General features: G+C 36.0%; 27 protein-coding genes and 1 riboswitch. Of the genes, 26 read left to right on the forward strand and 1 reads right to left on the reverse strand.

What is annotated here, in order from left to right:
• Positions 1-14: 14 nt before the first annotated feature.
• The 9 genes from iolC to ACTJJ9_RS04765 all read left to right on the forward strand — a co-directional run bounded on the left by iolC (position 15) and on the right by ACTJJ9_RS04765 (position 11,031).
• On the forward strand, positions 15-1,010 hold the full coding sequence (gene iolC / locus ACTJJ9_RS04725; RefSeq protein WP_095297426.1) for a 5-dehydro-2-deoxygluconokinase: 996 nt from the start codon (positions 15-17) through the stop codon (positions 1,008-1,010).
• Positions 1,011-1,023: 13 nt separating this feature from the next.
• A complete protein-coding gene (iolD, locus tag ACTJJ9_RS04730; protein WP_145581393.1) occupies positions 1,024-2,934 on the forward strand; it encodes a 3D-(3,5/4)-trihydroxycyclohexane-1,2-dione acylhydrolase (decyclizing) in 1,911 nt (636 codons plus the stop codon).
• Between the two features lie 27 nt (positions 2,935-2,961).
• The gene (gene fba / locus ACTJJ9_RS04735; protein ID WP_095297430.1) at positions 2,962-3,831 is read left to right on the forward strand and encodes a class II fructose-1,6-bisphosphate aldolase; all 870 of its coding nucleotides are present in this window, start codon (positions 2,962-2,964) and stop codon (positions 3,829-3,831) included.
• A 75-nt stretch (positions 3,832-3,906) separates the two neighbouring features.
• Positions 3,907-5,112, forward strand: a complete 1,206-nt coding sequence (locus ACTJJ9_RS04740; protein ID WP_145581394.1) for an MFS transporter — start codon at positions 3,907-3,909, stop codon at positions 5,110-5,112.
• A gap of 381 nt (positions 5,113-5,493) precedes the next feature.
• The gene (gene iolE / locus ACTJJ9_RS04745; protein ID WP_145581395.1) at positions 5,494-6,408 is read left to right on the forward strand and encodes a myo-inosose-2 dehydratase; all 915 of its coding nucleotides are present in this window, start codon (positions 5,494-5,496) and stop codon (positions 6,406-6,408) included.
• A 27-nt stretch (positions 6,409-6,435) separates the two neighbouring features.
• Positions 6,436-7,884, forward strand: a complete 1,449-nt coding sequence (locus tag ACTJJ9_RS04750) for a sugar porter family MFS transporter (protein WP_095297436.1) — start codon at positions 6,436-6,438, stop codon at positions 7,882-7,884.
• Between the two features lie 75 nt (positions 7,885-7,959).
• Positions 7,960-8,994: a Gfo/Idh/MocA family protein gene (locus ACTJJ9_RS04755; protein WP_145581396.1), complete on the forward strand. Its 1,035-nt coding sequence runs from the start codon at positions 7,960-7,962 to the stop codon at positions 8,992-8,994.
• A gap of 61 nt (positions 8,995-9,055) precedes the next feature.
• A complete protein-coding gene (iolI, locus tag ACTJJ9_RS04760; RefSeq protein ID WP_145581397.1) occupies positions 9,056-9,913 on the forward strand; it encodes a 2-keto-myo-inositol isomerase in 858 nt (285 codons plus the stop codon).
• A 254-nt stretch (positions 9,914-10,167) separates the two neighbouring features.
• Complete coding sequence (locus ACTJJ9_RS04765) at positions 10,168-11,031, forward strand: sugar phosphate isomerase/epimerase family protein (protein ID WP_095297442.1); 864 nt, start codon at positions 10,168-10,170, stop codon at positions 11,029-11,031.
• 144 nt (positions 11,032-11,175) lie between these two features.
• On the opposite strand, the gene ACTJJ9_RS04770 is transcribed toward ACTJJ9_RS04765, so the two are convergent.
• Positions 11,176-11,940 carry a DeoR/GlpR family DNA-binding transcription regulator gene (locus tag ACTJJ9_RS04770; protein WP_145581398.1) on the reverse strand — a complete coding sequence of 255 codons (765 nt, stop codon included), beginning with the start codon at positions 11,938-11,940 and terminating at the stop codon, positions 11,176-11,178.
• Between the two features lie 225 nt (positions 11,941-12,165).
• On the opposite strand from ACTJJ9_RS04770, the gene ACTJJ9_RS04775 reads away from it, so the two are divergent.
• The 17 genes from ACTJJ9_RS04775 to ACTJJ9_RS04855 all read left to right on the forward strand — a co-directional run bounded on the left by ACTJJ9_RS04775 (position 12,166) and on the right by ACTJJ9_RS04855 (position 26,192).
• Positions 12,166-12,528, forward strand: a complete 363-nt coding sequence (locus ACTJJ9_RS04775) for an arsenate reductase family protein (protein ID WP_145581399.1) — start codon at positions 12,166-12,168, stop codon at positions 12,526-12,528.
• 92 nt (positions 12,529-12,620) lie between these two features.
• Positions 12,621-13,004, forward strand: a complete 384-nt coding sequence (gcvH, locus tag ACTJJ9_RS04780) for a glycine cleavage system protein GcvH (RefSeq protein ID WP_095297447.1) — start codon at positions 12,621-12,623, stop codon at positions 13,002-13,004.
• 57 nt (positions 13,005-13,061) lie between these two features.
• On the forward strand, positions 13,062-13,298 hold the full coding sequence (locus ACTJJ9_RS04785) for a YusG family protein (RefSeq protein WP_095297450.1): 237 nt from the start codon (positions 13,062-13,064) through the stop codon (positions 13,296-13,298).
• Between the two features lie 191 nt (positions 13,299-13,489).
• Positions 13,490-13,837 carry a toprim domain-containing protein gene (locus tag ACTJJ9_RS04790; protein WP_095297453.1) on the forward strand — a complete coding sequence of 116 codons (348 nt, stop codon included), beginning with the start codon at positions 13,490-13,492 and terminating at the stop codon, positions 13,835-13,837.
• A 20-nt stretch (positions 13,838-13,857) separates the two neighbouring features.
• Positions 13,858-14,160, forward strand: a complete 303-nt coding sequence (locus ACTJJ9_RS04795) for a thioredoxin family protein (RefSeq protein ID WP_145581400.1) — start codon at positions 13,858-13,860, stop codon at positions 14,158-14,160.
• Between the two features lie 184 nt (positions 14,161-14,344).
• Entirely contained in the window at positions 14,345-14,662 is a 318-nt protein-coding gene (locus tag ACTJJ9_RS04800) for an SCP2 sterol-binding domain-containing protein (RefSeq protein WP_095297459.1), read from the forward strand.
• A gap of 134 nt (positions 14,663-14,796) precedes the next feature.
• Positions 14,797-16,095: an O-acetylhomoserine aminocarboxypropyltransferase/cysteine synthase family protein gene (locus ACTJJ9_RS04805; RefSeq protein ID WP_145581401.1), complete on the forward strand. Its 1,299-nt coding sequence runs from the start codon at positions 14,797-14,799 to the stop codon at positions 16,093-16,095.
• A 175-nt stretch (positions 16,096-16,270) separates the two neighbouring features.
• Positions 16,271-16,378, forward strand: a riboswitch (SAM riboswitch).
• A gap of 123 nt (positions 16,379-16,501) precedes the next feature.
• Entirely contained in the window at positions 16,502-17,518 is a 1,017-nt protein-coding gene (locus ACTJJ9_RS04810; protein ID WP_145581402.1) for a methionine ABC transporter ATP-binding protein, read from the forward strand.
• Entirely contained in the window at positions 17,511-18,176 is a 666-nt protein-coding gene (locus ACTJJ9_RS04815; protein ID WP_095297462.1) for a methionine ABC transporter permease, read from the forward strand. Before ACTJJ9_RS04810 ends, ACTJJ9_RS04815 begins: the two co-directional genes overlap by 8 nt.
• Before the next feature lie 27 nt (positions 18,177-18,203).
• Entirely contained in the window at positions 18,204-19,025 is an 822-nt protein-coding gene (locus ACTJJ9_RS04820; RefSeq protein WP_095297463.1) for a MetQ/NlpA family ABC transporter substrate-binding protein, read from the forward strand.
• A gap of 319 nt (positions 19,026-19,344) precedes the next feature.
• Entirely contained in the window at positions 19,345-19,566 is a 222-nt protein-coding gene (locus ACTJJ9_RS04825) for a hypothetical protein (protein ID WP_095297465.1), read from the forward strand.
• A 334-nt stretch (positions 19,567-19,900) separates the two neighbouring features.
• A complete protein-coding gene (sufC, locus tag ACTJJ9_RS04830; protein ID WP_095297467.1) occupies positions 19,901-20,686 on the forward strand; it encodes a Fe-S cluster assembly ATPase SufC in 786 nt (261 codons plus the stop codon).
• Positions 20,687-20,708: 22 nt separating this feature from the next.
• A complete protein-coding gene (sufD, locus tag ACTJJ9_RS04835) occupies positions 20,709-22,010 on the forward strand; it encodes a Fe-S cluster assembly protein SufD (RefSeq protein WP_145584404.1) in 1,302 nt (433 codons plus the stop codon).
• Positions 22,010-23,227 (forward strand): cysteine desulfurase, encoded by a 1,218-nt coding sequence (locus ACTJJ9_RS04840; RefSeq protein ID WP_145584402.1) that lies wholly within the window; start codon positions 22,010-22,012, stop codon positions 23,225-23,227. Before sufD ends, ACTJJ9_RS04840 begins: the two co-directional genes overlap by 1 nt.
• Positions 23,220-23,657: a Fe-S cluster assembly sulfur transfer protein SufU gene (sufU, locus tag ACTJJ9_RS04845; RefSeq protein ID WP_095297473.1), complete on the forward strand. Its 438-nt coding sequence runs from the start codon at positions 23,220-23,222 to the stop codon at positions 23,655-23,657. The genes ACTJJ9_RS04840 and sufU overlap by 8 nt, the downstream gene beginning before the upstream one ends.
• A 44-nt stretch (positions 23,658-23,701) precedes the next feature.
• Positions 23,702-25,099 (forward strand): Fe-S cluster assembly protein SufB, encoded by a 1,398-nt coding sequence (gene sufB, locus ACTJJ9_RS04850; RefSeq protein ID WP_095297475.1) that lies wholly within the window; start codon positions 23,702-23,704, stop codon positions 25,097-25,099.
• A 283-nt stretch (positions 25,100-25,382) separates the two neighbouring features.
• The gene (locus ACTJJ9_RS04855) at positions 25,383-26,192 is read left to right on the forward strand and encodes a DUF72 domain-containing protein (RefSeq protein ID WP_145584409.1); all 810 of its coding nucleotides are present in this window, start codon (positions 25,383-25,385) and stop codon (positions 26,190-26,192) included.

Here is a 26,192-nt window from a genome sequence, read left to right on the forward strand (position 1 = left end):
GGGAGATGTTCATTTTGAAATTGGAGTTTAATCCTAAAGCTGAGTTCGATATGATTGCAATCGGTAGAGCATGTATCGATTTAAATGCAGTGGAGTATAACAGACCGATGGAAGAAACGATGACGTTCAAAAAATATGTTGGCGGTTCTCCGGCAAATATCGCAATTGGTGCATCAAAATTAGGCTTGAAGACAGGATTTATTGGGAAGCTAGCAGATGATCAGCACGGCCGATTTATAAAAAATTACATGGCGGAAGTCGGTGTTGATACATCACAAATGCCTATAGATAATGATGGACATAAAACAGGCTTAGCTTTCACGGAAATTAAAAGCCCTGAGGAATGCAGCATTTTAATGTATCGAGATGAAGTGGCAGATCTTTATTTAAATCCCTCTGAAGTAAGTGAGGAGTATATAAGAAAGGCAAAGGTGCTTCTTGTATCAGGCACAGCCTTAGCGAAAAGTCCTTCTCGTGAGGCTGTACTGAAGGCTGTTCATCTTGCAAAGAAGAATGATGTTCAAGTATTTTTTGAATTGGACTATCGCGGTTATACGTGGGAATCTCAATTAGAAACTTCTATCTATTATACACTTGTTGCTCAGCAATCAGATGTTGTAATTGGTACTCGAGACGAATTTGATGTGCTGGAAAATCGCGAAAATGGAAGTAATGAAGCAACAATTCATGAGTTATTTAAGCATTCTCCAAAGCTAATTGTGATCAAACATGGTGTTGAGGGGTCTTATGCATATGCGAAAACAGGAGAAATATTCAAAGGTAAAGCATATTTAACTAAGGTATTAAAAACATTTGGTGCGGGTGACTCATATGCCTCTGCTTTTCTATATGCACTGATAAATGGAATGGATATTGATACTGCATTGAAATATGGCAGTGCTTCTGCTGCAATTGTCGTTAGTAAGCATAGCTCATCTGAGGCGATGCCTACAGTGAAAGAAATTGAACAGCTAATAGCAGAGAGAGAAGCGGTTTACCAAAATAAGTAAGAGGTGAAAGGGTATGGGGAAAATTAGATTAACCACATCACAAGCTTTAATCAAATTTTTAAATCAGCAGTATATTAATGTAGATGGAGAGGAATTCCCTTTTGTTGAAGGTGTTTTTAATGTGTTTGGCCATGGAAATGTATTAGGGATTGGGCAAGCGCTTGAACAAGATGCAGGTCATTTAAAAGTCATTCAAGGTAAAAATGAACAAGGAATGGCACATGCAGCAATTGCTTATAGTAAACAAATGCTTCGACAAAAAATCTATGCTGTTACAACCTCTGTTGGACCAGGCTCAGCAAATATAGCTGCAGCCGCAGGAACAGCATTAGCTAATAATATACCAGTTTTGCTTTTACCTGGAGATACGTTTGCCACAAGACAGCCAGATCCAGTATTACAGCAAGTAGAGCATGAATATAGTTTAGCTGTCACAACAAATGATGCATTAAAGCCGGTTTCTCGCTACTGGGATCGTATTACTCGCCCCGAGCAGTTAATGTCAAGCTTAATTCGCGCCTTTGAAGTAATGACAGATCCGGGGAAGGCAGGTCCAGCGACCATCTGTATTGCTCAGGATGTTGAAGGAGAGGCATTTGATTATGATGAAAGGTTCTTTGAAAAAAGGGTGCATTATTTAGACCGTAAAGAACCTGTTAAACGTGAGTTAGAAGGGGCAGCAAAATTAATTAAGGACAGTAAAAGACCTGTTATTCTTGTTGGGGGAGGAGCTAAATATTCACAGGCTCGTGATATATTAGTCTCTTTATCTGAAAAACATCACATCCCATTAGTTGAAACACAAGCTGGTAAAGCAACGGTCGAAAGTACGTTTAAAAATAATCTAGGTGGTTTGGGAATTACTGGTACGTTAGCAGCAAATAAGGCTGCCCGTCAAGCTGATTTAATTATTGGAATTGGAACAAGATATACAGATTTTGCAACCTCTTCTAAAACGGCCTTTAATTTTGACAATGCGAAATTTTTAAATATAAACGTTAGCCGTCTTCATGCCTATAAGCTGGATGCGTTCCAAGTAGTTGCAGATGCCAAGGTGACCTTGGAACAATTGGCACCATTATTAGAGGGGTATGTAAGTGAATTCGGGTCAACCATTTTTGAATTGAAAGAAGAGTGGACAGCTGAAAGAGAGCGTCTAAGCAACATTCAATTTAAACGTGAAGGGTTTGAGCCTGAGGTAAAAAATCACTTTTCACAAGAAATATTGAATGAATATGCAGATCAGTTAAATACTGAATTGGCGCAAACGACTGCATTAATCACAGTTAATGATGTCATTGCACCAGACAGTACAATCATTACCGCAGCAGGATCGCTACCTGGTGATGTTCAACGTATTTGGAATCCGACTGTTCCTAATACGTATAATGTTGAGTATGGATATTCCTGTATGGGATATGAGGTATCGGGTGCACTAGGAATTAAATTGGCGGAGCCTGATAAAGAGGTATATTCACTTGTTGGTGATGGAAGCTTTCTCATGCTGCACTCTGAGCTAATAACTGCTATTCAATATAACTACAAAATTAATGTAGTCCTTTTTGATAATTCAGGGTTCGGATGTATTAATAATCTCCAAATGGATCACGGTGGTGGAAGCTACTTCTGTGAATTTAGAACACATGACAATAAAATAATGAATATTGATTATGCAAAGGTTGCAGAAGGGTATGGTGCAAAAACTTATAAGGTTCATACAGTTCAAGAATTGAAGGCAGCCCTTGAGGATGCTAAAAAGCAAAGTGTATCAACATTAATTGATATTAAAGTGCTACCAAAAACAATGACTGACGGCTATGAAAGCTGGTGGAATGTTGGGGTTGCAGAAGTTTCTCAAAAGGAAAGCATTCAAAAGGCGAATGATAGTAGAAAGAAAATGCTACAAACTGCAAAGCAATATTAAATGAGAAAAGCGAGGTGATGAATTTACATGTTAACAACATCTACGAAGCTAGTATCAATGAAAAAGATGCTCACTAAAGCAAGAGAAGGAAAGTATGCGATCGGTCAATTTAATATGAATAGCTTCCAATGGGTGGAGGCTATATTAGAAGCGGCACAGGAAGAGCAGGCACCTGTTATTGTTGCATCATCTGATAGACTTGTAGACTATTTAGGTGGATTTCATCTTATTTCTACCGTTGTTCGTCAACTTGTAGAGAATAAAGGGATTACAGTTCCAGTTGCCTTGCATCTGGATCATGGTACAAGTGTAGAAAGATGTAAGGAAGCAATTGATGCTGGTTATACATCTGTTATGATTGATGGCTCGCACTTTTCAATAGAAGAAAATATTGCTATGACAAAGGAAGTCGTTGAATATGCAAGACCTCGTGGAGTATCTGTTGAAGCAGAGGTTGGCACAGTTGGCGGAAATGAGGATGGAATGATCGGTGGAATTCAATATGCTGATCCGGTTCATTGTAGCCGGATTGTTGAAGAAACAGGAATAGACGCGTTAGCAGCGGCGCTTGGATCCGTCCATGGACCATACCAAGGTGAACCAAAATTAGGCTTTGCAGAAATGAAGGAAATAGCTGATTTAATCAATATACCTTTAGTACTGCACGGTGGATCGGGAATTCCTCTTTACCAAATCCAAAAAACAATCGAGCTTGGTCATGCCAAAATAAATGTAAATACAGAATGCTTACAGGCGTGGACTGCGGCTATACGAAATGTTTTAGAAAATGATCAAGACATATATGATGCTCGTTCAATTATGATACCTGGAAAAGAAGCAGTAAAGGAAACGGTTAAAGCTAAGATTAGGGAATTTGGATCAAATCATAAAGCATAAACTAGATGAGGGTGTTAGCGATTAAGGCATTCACTCTCTTTTTTTGTATGCATCTTGATTGGAAGTGATGACAGGTTGGAAAGAAAACAATCGACTAAATACTTATTTATCATCATCTCTTTTTTATTATGGTTTCCTCATTTTATTTATGTTCCTATTTTATCACCTTATATGGAATCAATTGGAGGGCAATATTCCTTTATTGGAATCGTACTAAGCAGCTATGGATTATTACAACTTTTGTGCAGACTGCCGATTGGAATCATATCAGACCTTGTGAAATATAGAAAGCCTTTTATTATTTTTGGAATGTTTTCGAGCTTTCTTAGTTGTCTAATTTATCTTCTTACTGAAAATCTTTGGATGATCTTTTTAGCGCGTTCTTTAGCAGGATTATCAGCTTCCTCTTGGGTAGTGTTTACCTTCTTATTTCCAACCTTTTATGACGATAAACACGTTCATAAAGCGATGGGGACGATTTCATTTATAGTTGTGCTCGCTCAATTATTAGGAATGAGCTTTAGTGGATATCTTGTAGATGAATGGGGCTGGAGGGCGCCTTTTATAATTGGTAGCATATTTAGTTTAGTCGGTATGATACTTTCCTTTTTCATTACAGAACATAAAAATGCCATAACTATGGAAGCATTCAGTTTAAAGGATGCTATTGCTATTATTAAAGAGCCTTCTTTGTTGAAAGTTTCAGTGCTTTCAATATTGGCACATAGTATGATTTTTTCTACAGTGTTTGGATTTACTTCTAATTATGCGTTGTCAATTGGATTTAGTACAAGTGAAATAACCTGGAATGTCATCGTATTTATGATTCCACATGCTATTGCCACGCTTTTTATGGGGAGAATTCTTATTCCTCGGATAGGAGAATGGCGGGCATTACAGCTGGCATTTCTTTATGCAGCACCTACAACGTTCATCATCCCGTTTATCGAATCGAAGGGGATATTTCTAGTTGTTCAGGGGGTAAATGGATTTTTCCTTGGAATTATTTTTCCGCTATTACTAGGGCTAGCAATTGAAAAAATTGCGAAAGAAAAGAGAGCTACCGCAATGGGTGCTTATCAGGCAATATATGCAATTGGTATTTGTTTAGGGCCGTTATGTACTGGAATTTTCAATTCGCTATTTAGTATGAAAGTAGGGTTTTACTTTGTCGGATGTTTAGGCTTGATCGCCACGTATTTAGTTTGGCAATGGAGTCCAAGCAAGCGGATGGTCTATTCAAAAGAGTTCATATCCTCACGAACAGAATCAAAAAGCTGATGGAATATAACTATTCTCTGAACGTGGAGAATAGTTTTTTGTTTTACATGCAAGAAATAATCTAGTTTGATGAAGATTTGAGAATTGCAATGGTGCTTGTTGAGTAAAAGTTGAGTAATTTTTTTGAACGAATTTCAAAAAAACAATTGACTGAAAGCGTTTTTAATATTATTATTTACACATAGATAACCAATAGTTAACCAACAACTAATAAAATGTTAACTATATTAAACTAAAAATAGGAATGGAGGTATTGAAAAAAATAACGAAAGGAAAAATAGATTAAAAGCTTATTACATAAGATGCTACTTATCTTAAACTTTGAAAAAAATAATTCCACAATTTGAAAGCGCTTATACTAAATCGAAGGGGGAGGTTGCATTGAGTAAACAGAGGATTACATGGGGAATTGCTCCAATTGGCTGGAGAAATGATGATATCCCAGAAATCGGTGCAGGAAATACACTTTCACATTTATTGAGTGACATTGTAGTTGCAGGTTTTGAAGGAACAGAAGTTGGGGGTTTTTTTCCTGAACCTAAAGTTCTTAACAAGGAATTAAAGCTTCGTAACTTAAAAATTGCCGGGAAATGGTTTAGTAGTTTTATTATTCGAGACGGTTTAGTAAGTGTGTCTCAATTGTTCCATGAGCATTGTCAGTATTTAAAAGAGGTTCATGCAAATGTTGCGGTTGTATCAGAGCAAACATACAGTGTTCAAGGGACAGAGCAGAATGTGTTTGCCAACAAGCCTTGTTTTACTGATGAAGAATGGGAACGTCTATGTGAGGGCTTAAATGAATTAGGGAAAATTGCAAATCAGTATGATTTAAAATTAGTTTATCACCATCATATGGGAACAGGAATCCAGACAAAAGAAGAGGTTGATAGACTAATGGAAAATACCGATTCACAGTATGTGCATTTATTGTATGATACTGGTCATATTTTTGTATCTGATGGTGATTATTTAGCAATACTTGATAAGCATATTACACGGATCAAGCACGTCCATTTCAAAGATGTTCGTCAAAATGTAAAAGAACAATGTGAAAAAATTGGGAAGTCATTTCAACAATCCTTTTTGGCTGGAATGTTTACTGTACCTGGAGATGGATGTATTGATTTTACAAAGGTATATAAAAAGCTAATAAATTCAAATTATCATGGCTGGATTGTCGTTGAAGCTGAACAAGACCCACAGATCGCACATCCTTTAGAGTATGCTTTAATGGCCCGGGGATATATTGATGAAAAGTTAATGAGCATCGAGAACAATGCATTAATGAGTAATTAATAAAGTGCTCCTTGGGGGGATAAAGGAATGAATAATCAAATCGGAGTTAATAAAGGAGAACAAAAAAGGGCATTACGTAAAATAACGATTATATCAACATTCGGAGGATTACTTTTTGGATATGATACAGGTGTAATTAATGGTGCATTACCTTTTATGGCACGGCCAGATGAACTGAATCTTACACCTGTAATAGAAGGACTTGTTACAAGTTCATTGCTTTTTGGAGCAGCATTTGGAGCAGTTTTTGGTGGAAGATTATCAGATAGATTTGGTCGCCGTAAAATGATTCTTAATCTTGCGTTACTATTTTTCTTCGCTACGATAGGCTGTGCAATTTCACCTACAGCAACAGTAATGATTATATGCCGCTTTTTACTAGGGTTAGCTGTTGGAGCGGCGTCAGTTATGGTCCCAGCCTTTTTAGCGGAAATGTCACCAGCTGAGAATCGGGGGAGAATGGTTACCCAAAATGAGCTAATGATTGTTACCGGTCAATTGTTAGCATTTACGTTTAATGCGATTCTTGGTAATACAATTGGTCAAGAATCTGCTAATGTTTGGCGTTGGATGCTTGTAATTGCTTCATTACCTGCTGTTTTATTATGGTTTGGAATGAGAATTGTTCCAGAAAGTCCCCGTTGGCTCGCATCAAAGGGGAAAATTGGTGAGGCACTTCGCGTTCTTCAACAAATTCGTCAGGCGGATAAGGCGGAATCTGAGCTTAAAGAAATTCAAGATAATCTTGCACAGGAATCAAATATTTCTCAAGCAACCTTTAAAGATTTAAATATATCGTGGGTCCGAAGAATTTTGTTGATTGGTATCGGAATTGCGATTGTTCAGCAAATAACTGGTGTTAACTCGATAATGTATTACGGTACGCAAATTTTACAAGAGTCAGGTTTTTCAACAGATGCTGCCTTAATAGCGAATATTGCAAATGGGGTCATTTCAGTTTTAGCTACTTTTGTTGGTATTTGGTTACTAGGCAAGGTTGGAAGGCGTCCAATGCTTATTGTAGGCTTGATTGGGACTACTATAGCATTAACACTTATAGGAGTATTCTCATTTGTATTAAATGGTTCGGCAATACTTCCTATTGTCGTATTAAGCTTGACCGTTACATTCCTTACATTTCAACAAGGAGCAATCTCACCTGTTACATGGCTAATGTTATCTGAAATTTTCCCATTAAGGTTAAGAGGGATAGGAATGGGAGTTACGGTTTTCTGTCTTTGGATTACAAACTTTCTCGTGGGGTTTTCATTTCCTATCCTACTTAATGCAGTTGGTCTTTCCACAACATTCTTTATTTTTGCAGTATTTGGTATTGGTGCTATTACTTTTGTATTTAAATGTTTACCAGAGACAAAAGGAAAATCGCTTGAACAGCTCGAACAATACTTTAGAACTTACAAATCGAATAAGCTTAAACCAGCTGTTAATGAACAGGTGGAAAATCCTAACTTATAATAGTAAGCGCTTTATATATTAGGTGATTACAAACATTTGAAATTTAACTTATTAATAGAATTGGAGGAACTTAAGATGACATTACGTTTTGGAGTTGTCGGGACAGGAGCAATTGGGAAAGAGCATATTAATAGAATTACAAATAAATTATCAGGCGGTAAAGTTATTGCAGTAACAGATGTTAATCAGGAATCTGCAAAGCAAGCAGTTGAAGCTTATCAATTAGATGCAGTTATTTATCCTGATGATAAAGCGCTTATCGCAGACCCAAATGTCGATGTTGTGCTTGTCTCAAGTTGGGGACCTGCACATGAAGAAACGGTTGTCGCAGCAGTAGAAGCCGGGAAATATGTATTTTGTGAAAAACCATTAGCAACTACGGCAGCAGGGTGCCTCAGAATTGTAGAAGCTGAAATGAAGCAAGGGAGGAAGCTTGTTCAGGTTGGTTTCATGCGTCGTTATGATAGCGGCTATATACAATTAAAGCAAGCAATTGAAGGCAATGAAATTGGTGAGCCATTAATGATTCGTGCCGCACACCGTAATCCACAAGTTGGTGAGAGCTATACGACAGATATGGCAGTAACAGATACATTAATTCATGAAATTGATGTACTACATTGGTTAATTGATGATGACTATAAATCAGTTCAGGTTCATTTTCCAAGGAAAACAAAATATTCACATGCAAATCTTCAGGACCCTCAATTGTTTACAATAACAACAAACCGTGGAATTGTTATAAGTGTAGAAGTATTTGTTAATTGTCAGTACGGTTATGATATTCAATGTGAAGTAATTGGGGATGAAGGGATTGTGAAGCTACCTGAATTTCAAAGTGTCGTTCTACGGAAAAATCAAAAATTAAGCTCAACGATTTTAAACGATTGGAAATATCGGTTTATGGATGCGTATAATGTGGAAATTCAAGACTTTATTGATTCCATTACAAAGGATGGGAAACCAAATGGACCAACCTCTTGGGATGGTTACATTGCAGCGGTAACGTCAGATGCATGTGTAAAAGCTCAGCAAACAGGTGAAGAAGAGCTCATTCACCTACAGGAAAGACCGGCATTTTATAGTGAAAAAGGACTTCAAATCATCTGATAAATGAGGTTTAAAAAACGGAAATTAGTTTTGAGAAAAAATGGAATTGGGGATGATTGAGATGAAATTATGCTTTAATCAAGCGACTACTTTAGAAAATTCCAACCTTATAAAAGACCTAGAATATTGCGAAAAACATGGATACGATTTTATTGAAATTCGCTCAATGGATAAATTACCTGAATATTTAGAGGAGCATTCTATTGAAGAGCTAGTAACTTACTTTCAAACCCATCACATAAAGCCATTAGCGCTTAATGCCCTTGTATTTTTTAATAATCGCGATGAAGAGGGATATAAGGAAATTATTTCACAATTTACTGAGATGTTGGAATTAGGTAAGAAAATAGGTATTAAATATATAGTTGCGGTTCCACTAGTTACCGAAGAGAAAATTCTTAAAGAGGATATAAAAACCAGTTGTCTAGAGGTTCTTACTGAATTATCAAGCTTAGCAGAGCCGTATGGAATTAAAATTGCTTTAGAATTTGTCGGACACCCAAAATGTACAGTTAATACATTCGCTCAAGCATATGACATCGTAGAAGCGGTAAATCGCGATAACGTAGGTCTTGTTCTTGATTGCTTCCATTTCCATGCAATGGGTTCAAATATAGAGGATTTAAAAAAGGCAGATTCCTCGAAAATCTTTATTTTGCATATTGATGATACGGAAGATTTCCCTATCGGTTTTTTAACAGATGAGGATCGTTTATGGCCAGGGCAAGGTGCTATCGATTTAGATGGCATATTATCAACATTGAAAGAAATAGGCTTTTCAGATGTTGTATCAATCGAATTATTCCGTCCTGAATATTATCAATTAGAAGCTGAAGAAACGATTAAAAAAGCAAAAGAAACAACCCTTAATGTCGTTTCAAAATATTTTGAGATTGGATCAGTTGGAATAAGCCGATAAATACTAAAAGTATGGGTAACTCAAAAAGAGTTTTCCTTTATATTCTTCTTGGTCATTCTATTGTTTAGCTCGTATTAATAATATTTAAAATCTATTAAACTACTTTTCTAATTAGATTTTTCAGAAAATATTGACTGTAAGCGTTTTTGATATTATGATTGAGGTATACATATCACCAAAAGTTAATCAACACATTACATTTTGTTTATAAGAATATATGAAACTATATTTATTAAGAAGGAAGTGAAAATCTAATGCGATTAGCGTACGATCCATCACATTATCGTGATAATACGAATTTAAAAGATACGATTGATGCAGTTGCTCGATTAGGATATGAATGGGTAGAATTATCACCACGAAAAGATTTTATTTGGTTTTATGAATATCCTAAAGTTGATAAACAGCTTATCAAAGATTTAAAAAGATATTGTGCAGATGCTGGTGTTAAGATTTCTTCAGTGCTCCCTGTTCAGCAATGGTCCTCGCCAGATGAAACCGAACGCCAAGCAGCCGTGAAAAATTGGAAACGCTGTATTGAAATTACTTCTGAGTTAGAAGTAGACTTAATGAATACTGAGTTCAGTGGAGACAAAAGCCGTCCAGTCGAAAGTGAAGCTGCCTTCTTAAAATCAATGGATGAGCTTTTGCCGGTTTTTGAAAAGGAAGGGATTAAGCTAAATATTCAATCACATCCAAATGATTTTATTGAATTGAATATCGAAGCAATTAGGATGATTCGTGCGCTTGACAAAGATTGGATTAAGCTCGTCTATTCCGTACCACATGCCTTTTTCTATGATGATGGGATTGGTGATGTAGCAAAGCATATAGATGAAGCAGGTGATTTGCTAGCACATGTTTTAATTGCTGATACGATGAATCATAAAGCTGCATTTGGATTGCGTTATATCGTTAATCCACCAGGAGCTAATGTAACGATCCACCAACATTTAAATCCTGGTGAAGGTGAAATCAATTTTGATGCTTTGTATAGCAAGCTAAGAGAAATCAAGTTTGATGGAATTGTCACTAATGCTGTTTTCGCTTATCCAGATAAACCTGAGTGGTCAAATGAAATAACTTTGAAATCGATAAAAGAAGGACTTCGACTATAACAAACAAAGTTAACTAATTGGGAAGAGCAGTTTATGCTGCCTTCCCTATTTGTGTTAGAGCATGAGGAATAAAGAAGGAATTTTTGTTATAAAGCTTTAGGCGAATGTCTAAAATGACATTCGCCCTTTAATATGGATAAAAAATTAATCTGGGATAATAAGCTTAATGTTATGATTTCTAAGATAATCTAAGTAAATTTGCTCCGGCTTTGCATCTGTAATAAGAAAATTAATTTTATCCAAAGTACAGTAAGTCATAAGCCCATATTTATCAAATTTGTCATGATCAATTAACAAATATGTTTCCAAGCTTCTATTCACAACAGCAGTTTTGAGCTCGCTTTCAAATGGGGATGCATTTGTTACTCCATTTGTTAATGAGATTCCTGTAGAAGCCATAAATGCCTTCTTTATATTATATGCATTTAGCAAATCAATATATTTAATGCTCCCAAAGGAATTTGTTTTTCTTTCAAGAATCCCACCTGTTGAAATAACATTTAAATTTTCATATGGTATGGCATGTACGATAAAATTCAAGCTATTCGTTAAGATCGTTACGCTTTTATTTTTAATAAATTCAATAAGCTCAATTGTTGTCGTTCCCGAGTCAACAAAAATAATATCCCCATCATCTATAAATTGAGCCGCTACTTTTGCTATCAGTTCCTTCTCTTTTTTGTTGCGGACTTGTCTATCTTGGAAGGATTCTAATTTTGCTGATCTATCATCATTTACCGCAACACCCCCATAGACCTTTTTAAAATCACCTCTTTCAACCAGCTCCTGAACATCTCGGCGGATTGTGTTTTTCGAAACGCTAAATACCTCCATTAATTCATCCAAGGATACTGATTTATTTTCTTTTATATACTCTTCAATCTTATTAATTCGAGTTTCCTTAATCATTAAGTCACCAGCCCTGTTACAATATTTACTCATTCATATTTGTACTTATATATTACCAACAATTCATCAAAAATTCATTAAAAATTTACCTTATCAAACAAAGTTACAATAATAATAGTAAAGGTTAGCTATTATAAAGAAACATCTGTATTACTTCTCATTCGTTTTGTGAAATAAGATATGATAAAATATTAGACATATAGTGAAGGAATAGGTGGTGAACGTATGTCATTAAACTTTTATTGGTATCCTAAATGCAGTACGTGTCGAAAGGCAAAGAAATGGTTAGAAGAACATAATATAGAATTTAACGAAATACATATTGTTGAAAATCCACCAACGAAGGAAGAAGTTGCATCCTTTATAAAGAAGAGTGGATTAGAAATTAAAAAGTTTTTTAATACAAGTGGACAAAAATATCGCGAGCTTGGATTAAAGGACAAATTAGCTTCAATGTCAGAGGTAGAAATGATAGAAGTATTGGCCTCAAATGGAATGTTATTGAAGAGACCTATTGCTGTAAGTGAAGATGATGTCACGATTGGCTTTAAAGAAGAACAATATGAGCAAACATGGGCAGCAAAGTAATTGTTCTTGTATACTGTACTACGATTTTGTACAACGAGTATAAATCGTAATTTGCAGTAAATGAAAAAAATTTATTGTAGGAGGTTATAAACATGAGTACACCGAAGGAACTTCGTTATTCTGAGGAACATGAGTGGGTAAAGGTAGAAGGGGACAAAGTCCGTATTGGGATTACTGAATTTGCTCAATCAGAACTTGGTGATATCGTATTCGTTGAATTACCAGAGATTGGTGCTGAGATTAAAGCGAACGAGCCATTTGGAAGTGTAGAGTCTGTCAAAACGGTTTCAGAGCTATATGCACCAATTAGTGGTAAGGTTGTCGAAATAAATGAAGAGTTGGATGATAATCCAGAATTTGTTAATGAATCTCCATATGAAAAAGCTTGGATGGTTGTTATAGAGCCAAGTAACATAGCAGATGTTGACAATTTAATGACTGCTGAGCAATATGAAAAAATGACAAATCAAGACTAATCGCATGATGTCATCTATTTATGGACACCCTACAAATAGGTAAAGGAGGGTGTCCATATGTCTTTTGAGAAGCAGCGTTTGGATATTACAGATCGTGTCGTCGGAAAATTTACCGATGGGCAATTAAATCTTTATCTAGAATCTGAGAAGATTGGTCAAATGGTGTCAGAAAATCAATATAACCTTAAACAAGGATACGAATTTCAAAATAGCCGTTTTTATCAGTATGCTGATGTTCCATCAAAAAGGGACGAAAAATATGTCGATTGTGATGATGAAAACGGCTGGTGCTAAACTAACATGAATAGGGTCTGACCCCAAATAAAGGGGTCTGGCCCTTGTTTTATAAACAATGGGTCGTTTCTTCTTGTTATTTTTAAAATGGGGACAGTCCCCATAAGGAAATAACAAAAAATAAAGGAAACAACCTCAACATATCGAATAGTTTATAGAAAGAACTTTACTATAAAAAACAGGTGATGTTTATGTCATTAGTTGAGGTTGAAAAGGTATTGATTGTAGAAGGGAAATCTGACAAAAAGAAAGTATTGAATGTTATAAATGAGCCAGTTGAAATTATTTGTACAAATGGCACAATTAGTATGGCGAAATTAGATGAATTAATTGATAGGCTATTTTTAAAGGATGTTTATATTTTAGTTGATGCAGATGACGCGGGAGATCGCTTGCGAAAACAATTTAAACGCGAGCTTCCAGAGGCATCACATATTTATATTGATAGAGCATATCGAGAGGTTGCAACAGCACCTGACCATCATGTTGCTTCCGTATTACTAAGTGCTAATATAGATGTGAATGCAAAATATTTATAGAAAGGTAATTAGTTTTTGATATGATTGAATGGAAAGAGAAACAGCTTAACATCCAAAATGAAGGACTTATGTTGTTATATTTATATACTCCAATGTGTGGAACCTGTCAGCTCGCAAAGCGTATGATTCAGGTTGTCGAAGAACTTTTACCAACTCTTCAGATTCAATCGGTAAACTTAAATTTCTACCCGAATGAAGCTGTGGAGCTTGAGATTGAAAGTGTTCCATGCTTGCTCGTTATAAGAGATGGGGAAGTTAAAGATAAGATATATGCATTTCAGTCTGTCGGATTTTTATACGAAACATTAAAGGCTTTCGTGTGAATGCTACAAAATATAGCGATTTTTAGGTTTGTCCAAACGGAATATTGACATATTTCTCGGGAAATATTTAGAAAGCAACAAATGATGAAAAAACAGACAGAAACTGTCGACTTATTTTTAAAGGAATCTTCCAAATTTCAATGAAGTTATACATTAACTTAATTGAGCATTGGGAGGTTTTTTTATGTGTGCAAATACATTTATTGCAAATGTGAATAAAGCAAAATCATTAATAGCGATTTTATTGAAAAAAACGTTGCTAATTGAAATAAAGCCTGTACAACAAACAAGTTTTTATATAGAGCTTTCTTCAAATGGAGCAAGGAAGGTTTATGAACCGATTGGAAATGTTCATTTCGTCTTAGAAGGAAGAATAAACGATATTGAGGAAGTTCTTCTAAATGCCGTAAGCCTTAAACAATCGATCTCCTTTGGGAAAATTCAAATGAAAGGTTCCTACCGTGACTACCTAAGATTAGAGGCGATCATTAAATTAAGTTGAACTGTTTCTATTGAATATTGCATCTGAAATCGTTTACTATTAAAATAGCCGAAATCAATCGAATATTGCGATTATTCTAACATTAGGCTAATAAGCTGACTACTATTTAAAGTTTCTAAGGGGAGGAACGATTTATGACAGAGAAAAAATATCGTCCGGAAACAGTGACGATACACGGTGGTTTAAAAAAGGATGCAACAACTGGTGCAAGGTCAGTACCAATTTATCAATCAAATGCATATGTATTCAATGATACAGAGCATGCTGCAAATCTTTTTGGTTTAAAAGAACAAGGGTATATTTATACAAGAATCCATAATCCTACATCAACTGTTTTTGAAGAAAGAATTGCCGAATTAGAAGGAGGGATTGGCAGCTTAGCAGTTTCAAGTGGTATGGCGGCAATTACTCTTTCGATTTTAAACATTGCAGGTGCAGGAGATGAGATCGTATCAGCTTCGACATTATATGGTGGTACATATAATTTATTCGCAAATACATTGCCTAAGTATGGGATTAAAACGAATTTTGTAGATCCGAAAAATCCGGAAAATTTCCGGGTAGCAATTACAGATAAAACGAAGGCGATTTTCGCAGAGACAATAGGAAATCCTAGCTTAGATATTTTAGATATTGAGGCAGTTGCTAATATTGCGCATGAAGCAGGAATTCCGCTAATCGTTGATAATACGTTTGCAACACCATTTTTATGTAGACCGATAGAGCATGGAGCTGATATCGTTGTTCATTCCGCAACAAAGTGGTTGTTAGGAAATGGGACGACACTTGGTGGAGTTATTGTTGACGGAGGGAAATTTGACTGGAATAGCCCTAAATTCCCTGGTTTTACAACACCAGACCCAAGCTATCATGATTTAGTATATGCTGAAGCTTTAGGTGAACAAGCATTTATTATTAAAGCAAGGGTTCAACTACTAAGAGATTTAGGTCCAGCAATCAGTCCTTATAATTCATTTCAATTTAGTCTAGGTTTAGAAACATTGCATGTTCGAATGAAGGAGCATATTGCGAATACTAGAAAAATGGTGAAATATTTACAGCAACACCCTGCGGTTGAATGGGTATTATATCCGGAATTAGACGATCACCCTGCAAAAGCTTTAGCAGAAAAATATTTACCAAATGGAGCTGGCTCAGTTATTGTGTTTGGTATTAAAGGTGGACGTGAGGCAGGGGCGAAGGTGATTAATAATGTAGAGCTATGGTCACATGTTGCAAATGTCGGAGATGCCAAAAGCTTAATCATCCATCCTGCGAGTACAACTCATCAGCAATTAGGTGCAGAAGATTTAAAAAGCTCTGGTGTGACAGAGGACTTAATTCGATTATCTGTTGGAATAGAGCATATTGAAGATATTATCGATGACCTGGAGCAAGCGATTTATCAAGCGACAGGGTTAAAAAGTAAATAATCTTTATGATAAAAGGATGATTCACAATAAATTGCTGATTATTGGCAACGTGTTGAATCATTCTTTTTTGCTGAAGTTAAAGAAAAAATCAATTGACATAAAGAAAAAATATTGTTAGAATCACAAACATACTATTCGTAATTGAAAAATTGATTTTTTACAATATAATTTTGTTCTCTTATCAAGAGAGGTGGAGGGAAGTGCCCTATGAAGCCCGGCAACCGTCAGTTTTTACTGAAATGGTGCCAATTCACGCAAAGCTTTTTGCTTTGAAAGATGGGAGAAAGGACAATTTACTGTGCCTTTCTGTTCCCATGCAGAAAGGCTTTTTGCTTTATTTGGATACTATAATAAGGATTTATCAAATATTGCAGGGGAAGAAAAAGTTTGGAAGAAGGTGAACAACTTGATTACTTTAGAAAACGTAAATAAGGTTTATCATACAAAATCTGGTGAAGTTAAGGCCGTAAATAATGTCAATTTAGAGATTGAAAAGGGCGAAATTTTTGGTGTCATCGGTTATAGTGGCGCTGGAAAAAGTTCATTGATCCGATTATTGAATGGATTAGAGAAGCCAACGAGTGGAAATATAACCGTTGCTGGAAAGAGAATCGATTCAATCCGTGGAGCAGAACTTCGAAAAGCGCGTTTAGAAATTAGTATGATTTTTCAACACTTCAATTTACTATGGTCGAGAACAGTCCGTGAAAACATCTCATTTCCTTTAGAAATTGCTGGAGTGAAAAAGCTAGAAAGAAAAAGACGTGTTGACGAATTAATTAAGCTTGTTGGTCTTGAAGGTCGTGAAGACTCTTATCCATCTCAGCTAAGTGGTGGACAAAAACAAAGAGTGGGGATTGCAAGAGCGCTAGCGAACAATCCTAAGGTATTACTATGTGATGAGGCTACGTCAGCATTAGACCCACAAACAACGGATTCTATTTTAGATTTACTCGTTGATATCAATAAACGACTTGGGCTGACGATCGTCTTAATTACACATGAAATGCATGTTATAAGAAAGATTTGTAATAGAGTTGCTGTCATTGAAGCTGGTAGCATCGTTGAGCAAGGAGAGGTTCTCGAGCTATTTAAAAATCCGCAGCAGCCGATTACAAAAAGGTTCCTTAACCAGGATAATGAACCAGAGGAAACTATTGAGCAATTATTAGAACATTATCCAGATGGAAAAGTGATTAAGCTATCTTTTATTGGGGATTCAACAGAACAGCCACTTATTACGAATCTTGTCCGTCAATTTGATATAAATGTGAATATTTTACAAGGGAAGATTTCACAAACACAAAATGGCGCATATGGAACATTATTCGTTCAATTACAAGGGGAAGAAGCGATTATCAATCAAGCAATAGCCTTCATTAAGGAAAACAAAATAGGAGTGGAGGTGGTTGAAAATGAATGAATGGTTGGAATTACTTAAGTGGGAAGATTTACTAGCTGCAACGATCGAAACACTTTACATGACGGTTATCTCTGTTTTCATAACGTTTGTGTTAGGTCTTATATTAGGCTTGCTCTTATTTTTAACTGGTAAAGGTAACATGTGGGAAAACCGTTTTATTAACTTAATTATTGCGACATTCGTTAATATATTCCGATCCATCCCATTTATTATTTTAATTGTCCTACTAATTCCTTTCACAAAAGCACTCGTAGGCTCAATGTTAGGTGCGAATGCTGCATTGCCTGCACTTATCATAGGTTCTGCTCCATTCTATGCGAGAATGGTAGAAATTGCTCTAAGAGAAATTGATAAAGGGGTCATTGAAGCCTCTCATTCAATGGGTGCATCTAATTTTGAAATTATCTTTAAGGTGTTAATACCCGAAGCTCTTCCAGCCTTAATTTCGGGTATAACCGTAACAGCGATTGCGTTAGTTAGCTATACCGCAATGGCAGGAGTCATCGGTGCAGGAGGACTAGGGAATTTTGCTTATCTTGAAGGATTCCAAGGAAATAATACGTTATTAACCTTTGTTGCTACTGTTCTGATTTTAATCATTGTATTTATCATTCAAATAATTGGTGATGTATTCACTAAGATAATTGATAAACGATAGAAAAAAACATTTTAGGAGGAAACAATAATGAAAAAGAAATTATCTCTTCTATTAACAGCATTATTATTAGTCGTATTAGCTGCCTGCGGTAATGGGGAAAAAGGAGCTTCCAAAGAAGAATCCAACAAACTAGTTGTCGGTGCATCTGCTGTTCCACATGCGCAAATTCTAGAAAAAGCAAAACCGATTTTAGCTGATGAAGGTATTGAGCTTGAAGTGAAAGTTTTCCAAGATTATATATTACCGAATAAAACGTTAGAAGCTGGTGAGCTTGATGCAAACTACTTCCAAACACCTGGATACTTGGCTTTAGAAATGGAAGAAAAGGGCTATGATTTTGTAAGTGTTGGGGAAATTCATAAAGAACCAATCGGTATTTATTCTAAGAAATACAAGTCATTAGAAGAGCTTCCTGAAGGTGCTGAAATTATTATTAGTACATCTGATAGTGACCAAGGTCGAATTCTGCCTATCTTTGAAAAAGCTGGTTTAATTAAGCTTAAAGAAGGCGTTGGTGAAAATGCAAGAGTTGAGGACATCGTTGAAAATCCTAAAAATCTAGATTTTTCAACACGTATTGAGGCAAAGCTTTTAGCAACTTCATTTGAAAATGGTGAAGGTGACGCTGTCGTTATCAATGCTAACTATGCTCTTGAAGGTGACGTAAATCTTGAAGAAGGTATTGCCTTTGAAGGTAGTGACGTTGTACCAGCGAACTTAATTGTTGTTCGTAAAGAAGATGAAAATAATGAAAACATTAAAAAGCTTGTTGAAGTTTTAAAATCTAAAGAAATTCAAGACTTTATTAAGTCAGAATACAAAGACTCAGTTATTCCTGTAACTGAATAAAACGAAAGTATGTAAAGGACTAAATACGAAAATTTAGCTAAGGACTAATTTTCAAATATAAAACCTGGATCATGTGGTTAACAACAACCTTGGTCCAGGTTTTTATTTTATCTAAAAAGTAAGCCTGTTTTTAGCAAATCTTTTGCATAGCTTTTCTTATTTAAAATCTTCCCTATAACAGGAGCATTTCAGAGTATATTGTCGGAATTCTTTAAAAACTGCATGAGAATCTAACGAAATGCTTCAATATTATATGTGAATAAATGTAATGAAATCTTACAGTCTTTGAGTTATCTTTTTATTCCTGATAAGCTTTTAAATGAGAAAGCAAACGAAGGGATTGATTGTTATTCACTCAAATCAGCTAGACCTCCATTACACAGCTGATATGGAAAAAGCGATGCATCATTCACATGGAATGGGATATGCAGAATACGCATTACACCATGAAAAAAGAATAAGCGTTGAAAAAAATCGTGAAGAGGACTATCGTAAGAGTCAATTAATATATGCCGAAGTGGAAAGAAAAATGAAAAAATAAACCTTAATTATTTGATGTCTTATCCTTTTAAGACATCTTTTTTCTTTATTTTTAATGACATTCTTTTATTTCAATGTGAGAGAATGTTTTTTTTATGGAAGTGAAAACTATTTAGAGTGTGAAAAAAATGAAAAAATAGCTTTACAAAAAAATTTAGAAAAGGTAACCTACTGCTACTGCTTAATCACTTCTCACATAATCAAGAGAAAAGTGGGCATATCCCGACATAAATCGACCATAATCCTTAAAGGTTGTGTTCACTTTTCATTTGTTATAATATTAGAATGAGAATAAAGTGAGAATAGTAAATTTTATATATTATGGAGGTAACATTATGGCAGGTTCTACATTAATCATAAAGGATTTACACGTAGAAATTGATGGGAAAGAAATTTTGAAGGGTGTAAATCTTGAAATAAAAGGCGGAGAGTTCCATGCAATTATGGGACCTAACGGAACAGGAAAATCAACTTTATCATCTGCAATTATGGGACACCCTAAATATGAGGTGACTAAAGGAAGCATTACATTAGATGGTGAAGATGTTCTTGAAATGGAAGTAGACGAGCGTGCACGTGCAGGTCTATTTTTAGCAATGCAATACCCAAGTGAAATTAGCGGGGTAACGAATGCAGAATTCTTACGCTCAGCAATTAACTCTCGCCGTGAAGAAGGCGATGAAATTTCATTAATGAAATTCATTCGTAAAATGGATTCAAACATGGAAGAGCTAGAAATGGATCCAGATATGGCACAACGTTATTTAAACGAAGGTTTCTCTGGCGGAGAGAAAAAGCGTAATGAAATTCTTCAATTAATGATGATTGAACCAAAAATTGCAATTCTTGATGAGATTGACTCAGGTCTAGATATCGATGCGTTAAAAATTGTTGCAAAAGGTATTAACAAAATGAGAAGTGAGGATTTTGGTTGCTTAATGATTACTCACTATCAACGTTTATTAAATTACATTACACCTGATAAAGTTCACGTAATGATGCAAGGTCGTGTTGTGAAATCAGGTGGAGCTGAGCTAGCTCAACGTTTAGAAGCAGAAGGATATGACTGGATTAAACAAGAATTAGGTATTGAAGACGAAACTGTTGAACAAGAAGCTTAAGCGTAAAGGGGAGTAGAGATAGATGGAAACGAAAACTTTCAATCAGGATTATATCACTAGCTTTTCAGCACAGCTTAGTGAACCGGATTGGCTCAAAAATCTACGCTTAGATGCTCTTGCAAAAGCAGAAGATCTTCCGATGCCAAGACCGGATAAAACAAAAATCGATAAATGGAATTTTACAAATTTCAGCCAACATACAGTAACAAGCAACAAAATTCAATCATTAAATGAATTACATGAAGATGTAAAAGCATTGATTGATATTGAATCTGCTACAAATAATTTATATGTTCAAATAAATAACACTGCTGCTTATACTGTTTTATCAGATGAATTAAAAGACAAAGGTGTTATTTTAACTGATATTCATACTGCAGCACGTGAACACTCTGATTTAGTACAAAAATACTTCATGACAGACGGTGTCAAGGTTGACGAGCACCGTTTAACTGCTTTACATGCAGCGTTATTTAATGGTGGAGTATTTGTGTATGTTCCTAAAAATGTGGAAGTTTCTGAACCAATTCATTCAGTATTTGTCCACGATAATCCAGAAACAACATTATTTAACCATGTAATTGTAGTGGCTGAAGATAACAGCTCTGTCATATATGTTGAAAACTATATTTCAACAGTTGAAACAGAAACTGGAGTATTTAATATTATTTCTGAGGTTTTTGCTAATACAAATGCCCGAATTACGTATGGAGCAGTTGATACACTTGCAAAAGGCATTACAACTTATGTAAACCGCCGTGGTGTTGCTGGACGAGATGCTCGAATCGAATGGGCATTAGGATTAATGAATGACGGTGATACGATTTCTGAAAATGTAACAAACTTAATTGGTGACGGTTCTTTCGGTGATACAAAATCAGTTGTCGTTGGTCGTGGAGAGCAAAAGCAAAACTTTACTACAAAGGTTGTCCATTTCGGAAAACACTCAGAAGGATATATTTTAAAACACGGTGTTATGAAGGATAGCGCATCATCTATTTTTAATGGAATTGGAAAAATCGAGCATGGTGCAACAAAATCAAATGCTGAGCAGGAATCTCGTGTGCTAATGTTAAGTGAAAAAGCACGTGGAGATGCTAACCCTATTCTTTTAATTGATGAAGATGATGTAACAGCGGGACATGCTGCTTCAGTTGGTCGTGTTGACCCAATTCAGCTTTATTATTTAATGAGTCGTGGTATTCCGAAATCTGAGGCAGAGCGACTTGTTATTCATGGCTTCTTAGCACCGGTTGTTAATGAACTACCAATCGAAGGTGTGAAAAAGCAGTTGGTTGAGGTTATCGAAAGGAAAGTTCAATAATGGATATCCGTGATATTCGTTCACATTTTCCGATTTTGGACCAACAAGTAAATGGGAAAGACCTTGTTTACTTAGATAGTGCAGCAACCTCTCAAAAGCCACAAGCTGTCATTGAAGCTGTTTCTACCTATTATCGAGAATATAATTCTAATGTTCACCGCGGAGTGCATACATTAGGAACGAGAGCAACAGATGGATATGAAGGTGCTCGTGAAAAGGTAAGAAAGTTCATTGGTGCTAAATCAACACAGGAAATTATCTTTACTCGTGGGGCAACAACTGGATTAAATATTGTTGCCCAAAGCTATGGATTAACGAATGTTAAAGCTGGTGATGAAATTGTCATCACCTACATGGAGCATCATGCGAATGTGATTCCTTGGCAACAGGTTGCAAAAGTAACTGGAGCGACGTTAAAATATATCCCTTTACAGGAAGACGGTACAATTGAATTAAGTGATGTCGAAGCAACGGTTACCGCTAATACTAAAATCGTTTCTGTTATGCACGTTTCAAATGTACTCGGTACGATCAACCCTGTAAAAGAAATTGCTAAAATAGCTCATAAGCATGGGGCAATCATGGTTGTAGACGGTGCGCAAAGCACACCACATATGAAAATTGATGTTCAAGATTTAGACTGTGATTTCTTTGCCTTTTCAGGGCATAAAATGTGTGCGCCAACTGGTATCGGTGTATTGTATGGTAAAAAGGAATTGCTTGAAAAGATGGAACCAATTGAGTTTGGTGGCGAGATGATTGACTTTGTTGGGCTGCAAGAATCCTCTTGGAAAGAGCTACCTTGGAAGTTTGAAGCAGGAACTCCGATCATCGCTGGTGCCATCGGCTTAGCAGCTGCAATTGATTTTCTCGAGCAAATTGGTTTGGAAAACATTGAAGCACATGAGCATAAGCTTGCACAATATGCTTTAGAGCAACTTAGTAAAGTTGATGGACTAACGATTTATGGACCAAAGCATCGTGCTGGTTTAGTTACTTTTAATATAGAGGATGTTCATCCACATGATGTAGCAACTGTATTGGATGCTGAAGGGATTGCAGTCCGTGCGGGACATCATTGTGCACAGCCTCTAATGAAATGGTTAAAGGTATCGGCTACAGCAAGAGCGAGCTTTTACTTGTATAATACTGAGGATGAAGTTGATAAATTAGTTGCAGGGATAATTAAAACAAAGGAGTACTTCGGTAATGTCTAATCAAATTAATCTTGACACCCTCTACCGTCAGGTCATTATGGATCATTACAAGAACCCACGTAATAAAGGTGTTCTTGATGATAGTCTTACAATTGATATGAATAATCCGACTTGTGGAGACCGGATACGCTTAACCCTTGACCTTGATGGTGATGTTGTCAAGGATGCAAAGTTTGAAGGTGAAGGCTGCTCCATTTCAATGTCATCGGCATCAATGATGACTCAAGCAATTAAAGGAAAAACGTTAGAGCAAGCGTTAAAGCTTTCAGAAATCTTTTCTGACATGATGTTAGGTAAAGAGTATGAAGGTGATATTGATTTAGGTGACATTGAAGCATTGCAAGGTGTTACGAAATTTCCGGCTCGCATTAAATGTGCCACTTTAGCTTGGAAGGCTATGGAAAAGGGCGTTAAAAGCAAAGACGAATAAATAAGGGATTGTCCTTAATTCTAACTAGATAGGAGTGAATGTAGATGGCTAAAAAAGCACCAGAAATCGGCGATTACAAATATGGATTTGCTGATAAGGATGTCTCCATCTTCCGTTCTGAACGAGGATTAACGAAAGAAATCGTTGAAGAAATTTCTCGTATGAAATCTGAACCACAATGGATGCTAGATTTCCGTTTAAAATCTTTAGATAATTTTTATAAGATGCCAATGCCTCAATGGGGTGGAGATTTAGCATCATTAAACTTCGATGAAATTACGTACTACGTAAAACCATCGGAAAAATCTGAGCGTTCATGGGATGAAGTTCCTGAGGAAATTAAAGCTACATTTGATAAATTAGGAATTCCAGAGGCTGAACAAAAATATTTAGCAGGTGTATCTGCGCAATATGAATCAGAGGTTGTATACCATAATATGAAGGAAGACCTTGAAGAGCTTGGAATTGTTTTCAAGGATACGGATACAGCATTAAAAGAAAATGAGGATATTTTCCGTGAGCATTTTGGAAAAGTTATCCCACCGACTGATAATAAATTTGCAGCATTAAACTCTGCTGTATGGTCTGGTGGCTCATTTATCTACGTACCAAAAGGTGTAAAGGTTGATACACCATTACAAGCGTACTTCCGGATTAACTCAGAAAATATGGGACAATTTGAGCGTACATTAATCATTGTTGACGAAGGCGCACATGTTCACTATGTTGAAGGTTGTACAGCTCCTGTTTATACAACGAATTCATTACACAGTGCGGTAGTTGAAATTATCGTTAAGGATGGCGGCTATTGCCGTTATACAACGATTCAAAACTGGGCAAACAATGTATTCAATCTAGTGACAAAGCGTGCTGTTTGTGAAGCAAACGCAACAATGGAATGGATTGATGGAAACATTGGTTCAAAATTAACAATGAAATACCCTGCTGTCATCTTAAAAGGTGAAGGTGCACGTGGTATGACGTTATCAATTGCCATTGCTGGTAAAGGTCAACATCAAGATGCTGGTGCTAAGATGATTCACCTAGCTCCTAATACATCTTCAACCATTGTTTCAAAATCAATTTCGAAACAAGGTGGTAAAGTAACATACCGCGGTATCGTTCATTTTGGACGTAAAGCAGATGGTGCAAGATCAAATATTGAATGTGATACACTCATTATGGATAACCAATCAACGTCAGATACAATTCCATACAATGAGATTTTAAACGACAATATTTCTCTTGAGCACGAAGCAAAGGTTTCTAAGGTTTCTGAAGAGCAATTATTCTACCTTATGAGCCGCGGTATTTCAGAAGAAGAAGCAACTGAAATGATCGTAATGGGCTTCATCGAGCCATTTACAAAAGAGCTTCCAATGGAATATGCAGTTGAAATGAACCGTCTAATCAAGTTCGAAATGGAAGGTTCTATCGGTTAATAATAAATGGGCTGACAATCTCTTTTGTCAGCCCATTTATTTTAGTTTATCCCACATTACTTCTTATTTCCTCGACTATTTTATTCTTTCAACAAATCATGGATGAACGATTCAATCTTGCAGACAATAGGTCATAAGGAAGCGCAACAATGTTCTAACTGCTGTTAACGTGGTATAGTATGAATAGAAACAATCTATACATAATGAGGTTGATTTTTACGTGACATCAATACAAATCGGATTAACAGGGTGGGGAGATCATGATTCTCTTTATCCGCTTAAAATGAGTTCAACGAATAAATTAAAAGAATATGCAGCACATTTTCCTACAGTTGAAATTGATACGAGCTTTTATGCGATTCAGCCTGAGCGCAATATTGTGAAGTGGCTGCGGGATACGCCGGATACGTTTCAATTTGTTGTAAAAGCATATCAAGGCATGACAGGGCATTTACGTGGGGATATCCCATTTGCAAATAAACAGGAAATGTTTCATGCATTTATTCAATCGATAAAACCTATTCGAACATCAAATAAATTAGCAATGGTTCTCTTTCAGTTTCCACCATGGTTTGCTTGTACGAAGGAAAATGTTACGTATTTAAAATGGTGTAGAGAACAAATGGGTGATTTTGATGTAGCGCTTGAGTTTCGGAATCGAACTTGGTTTTCAGGGGAGTTTTATGATAAAACATTAGCGTTTATGAAAGCTGAAAACTGGATTCATAGTATTGTTGATGAGCCACAGGCTGGTGAACGATCCATTCCGACTGTTCTTCATCCAACTGATTCTAAGAAAACGTTAATTCGTCTTCATGGACGAAATGTTCATGGATGGAATAAACCTTCCTCTGGTGACAATTGGCGTGATGTGCGTTATTTGTATCGCTATAATGAGGAAGAGTTACTTGAATGGAAACAACATATTCAAAAGCTACAGGAGCAAACAGAAACAATTTATATGTTATTTAATAATAATTCAGGTGGAGATGCAGCAGATAATGCCAAAATGATGCTGAATTTATTAGACATCTCCTATGACGGACTTGCTGAGAAGCAACTAAGTCTGTTTAGTGATATAGAGGAGCGTTAA

Source organism: Metabacillus sp. 22489 (genome assembly GCF_052044855.1).
In the GTDB taxonomy this organism is placed as follows: domain Bacteria; phylum Bacillota; class Bacilli; order Bacillales; family Bacillaceae; genus Metabacillus; species Metabacillus niabensis.

What these genes read in the sequence shown, in the direction of transcription:
- iolD (WP_145581393.1), top strand. Translation starts at nt 1,024, where the DNA reads ATGGGGAAAATTAGATTAACCACATCACAAGCTTTAATCAAATTTTTA.
- fba (WP_095297430.1), top strand. Translation starts at nt 2,962, where the DNA reads ATGTTAACAACATCTACGAAGCTAGTATCAATGAAAAAGATGCTCACT.
- ACTJJ9_RS04750 (WP_095297436.1), top strand. Translation starts at nt 6,436, where the DNA reads ATGAATAATCAAATCGGAGTTAATAAAGGAGAACAAAAAAGGGCATTA.
- ACTJJ9_RS04755 (WP_145581396.1), top strand. Translation starts at nt 7,960, where the DNA reads ATGACATTACGTTTTGGAGTTGTCGGGACAGGAGCAATTGGGAAAGAG.
- iolI (WP_145581397.1), top strand. Translation starts at nt 9,056, where the DNA reads ATGAAATTATGCTTTAATCAAGCGACTACTTTAGAAAATTCCAACCTT.
- ACTJJ9_RS04765 (WP_095297442.1), top strand. Translation starts at nt 10,168, where the DNA reads ATGCGATTAGCGTACGATCCATCACATTATCGTGATAATACGAATTTA.
- ACTJJ9_RS04770 (WP_145581398.1), bottom strand. Translation starts at nt 11,940, where the DNA reads ATGATTAAGGAAACTCGAATTAATAAGATTGAAGAGTATATAAAAGAA.
- ACTJJ9_RS04775 (WP_145581399.1), top strand. Translation starts at nt 12,166, where the DNA reads ATGTCATTAAACTTTTATTGGTATCCTAAATGCAGTACGTGTCGAAAG.
- gcvH (WP_095297447.1), top strand. Translation starts at nt 12,621, where the DNA reads ATGAGTACACCGAAGGAACTTCGTTATTCTGAGGAACATGAGTGGGTA.
- ACTJJ9_RS04785 (WP_095297450.1), top strand. Translation starts at nt 13,062, where the DNA reads ATGTCTTTTGAGAAGCAGCGTTTGGATATTACAGATCGTGTCGTCGGA.
- ACTJJ9_RS04790 (WP_095297453.1), top strand. Translation starts at nt 13,490, where the DNA reads ATGTCATTAGTTGAGGTTGAAAAGGTATTGATTGTAGAAGGGAAATCT.
- ACTJJ9_RS04795 (WP_145581400.1), top strand. Translation starts at nt 13,858, where the DNA reads ATGATTGAATGGAAAGAGAAACAGCTTAACATCCAAAATGAAGGACTT.
- ACTJJ9_RS04800 (WP_095297459.1), top strand. Translation starts at nt 14,345, where the DNA reads ATGTGTGCAAATACATTTATTGCAAATGTGAATAAAGCAAAATCATTA.
- ACTJJ9_RS04805 (WP_145581401.1), top strand. Translation starts at nt 14,797, where the DNA reads ATGACAGAGAAAAAATATCGTCCGGAAACAGTGACGATACACGGTGGT.
- ACTJJ9_RS04815 (WP_095297462.1), top strand. Translation starts at nt 17,511, where the DNA reads ATGAATGAATGGTTGGAATTACTTAAGTGGGAAGATTTACTAGCTGCA.
- ACTJJ9_RS04820 (WP_095297463.1), top strand. Translation starts at nt 18,204, where the DNA reads ATGAAAAAGAAATTATCTCTTCTATTAACAGCATTATTATTAGTCGTA.
- ACTJJ9_RS04825 (WP_095297465.1), top strand. Translation starts at nt 19,345, where the DNA reads ATGAGAAAGCAAACGAAGGGATTGATTGTTATTCACTCAAATCAGCTA.
- sufC (WP_095297467.1), top strand. Translation starts at nt 19,901, where the DNA reads ATGGCAGGTTCTACATTAATCATAAAGGATTTACACGTAGAAATTGAT.
- sufD (WP_145584404.1), top strand. Translation starts at nt 20,709, where the DNA reads ATGGAAACGAAAACTTTCAATCAGGATTATATCACTAGCTTTTCAGCA.
- ACTJJ9_RS04840 (WP_145584402.1), top strand. Translation starts at nt 22,010, where the DNA reads ATGGATATCCGTGATATTCGTTCACATTTTCCGATTTTGGACCAACAA.
- sufU (WP_095297473.1), top strand. Translation starts at nt 23,220, where the DNA reads ATGTCTAATCAAATTAATCTTGACACCCTCTACCGTCAGGTCATTATG.
- sufB (WP_095297475.1), top strand. Translation starts at nt 23,702, where the DNA reads ATGGCTAAAAAAGCACCAGAAATCGGCGATTACAAATATGGATTTGCT.
- ACTJJ9_RS04855 (WP_145584409.1), top strand. Translation starts at nt 25,383, where the DNA reads ATGAGTTCAACGAATAAATTAAAAGAATATGCAGCACATTTTCCTACA.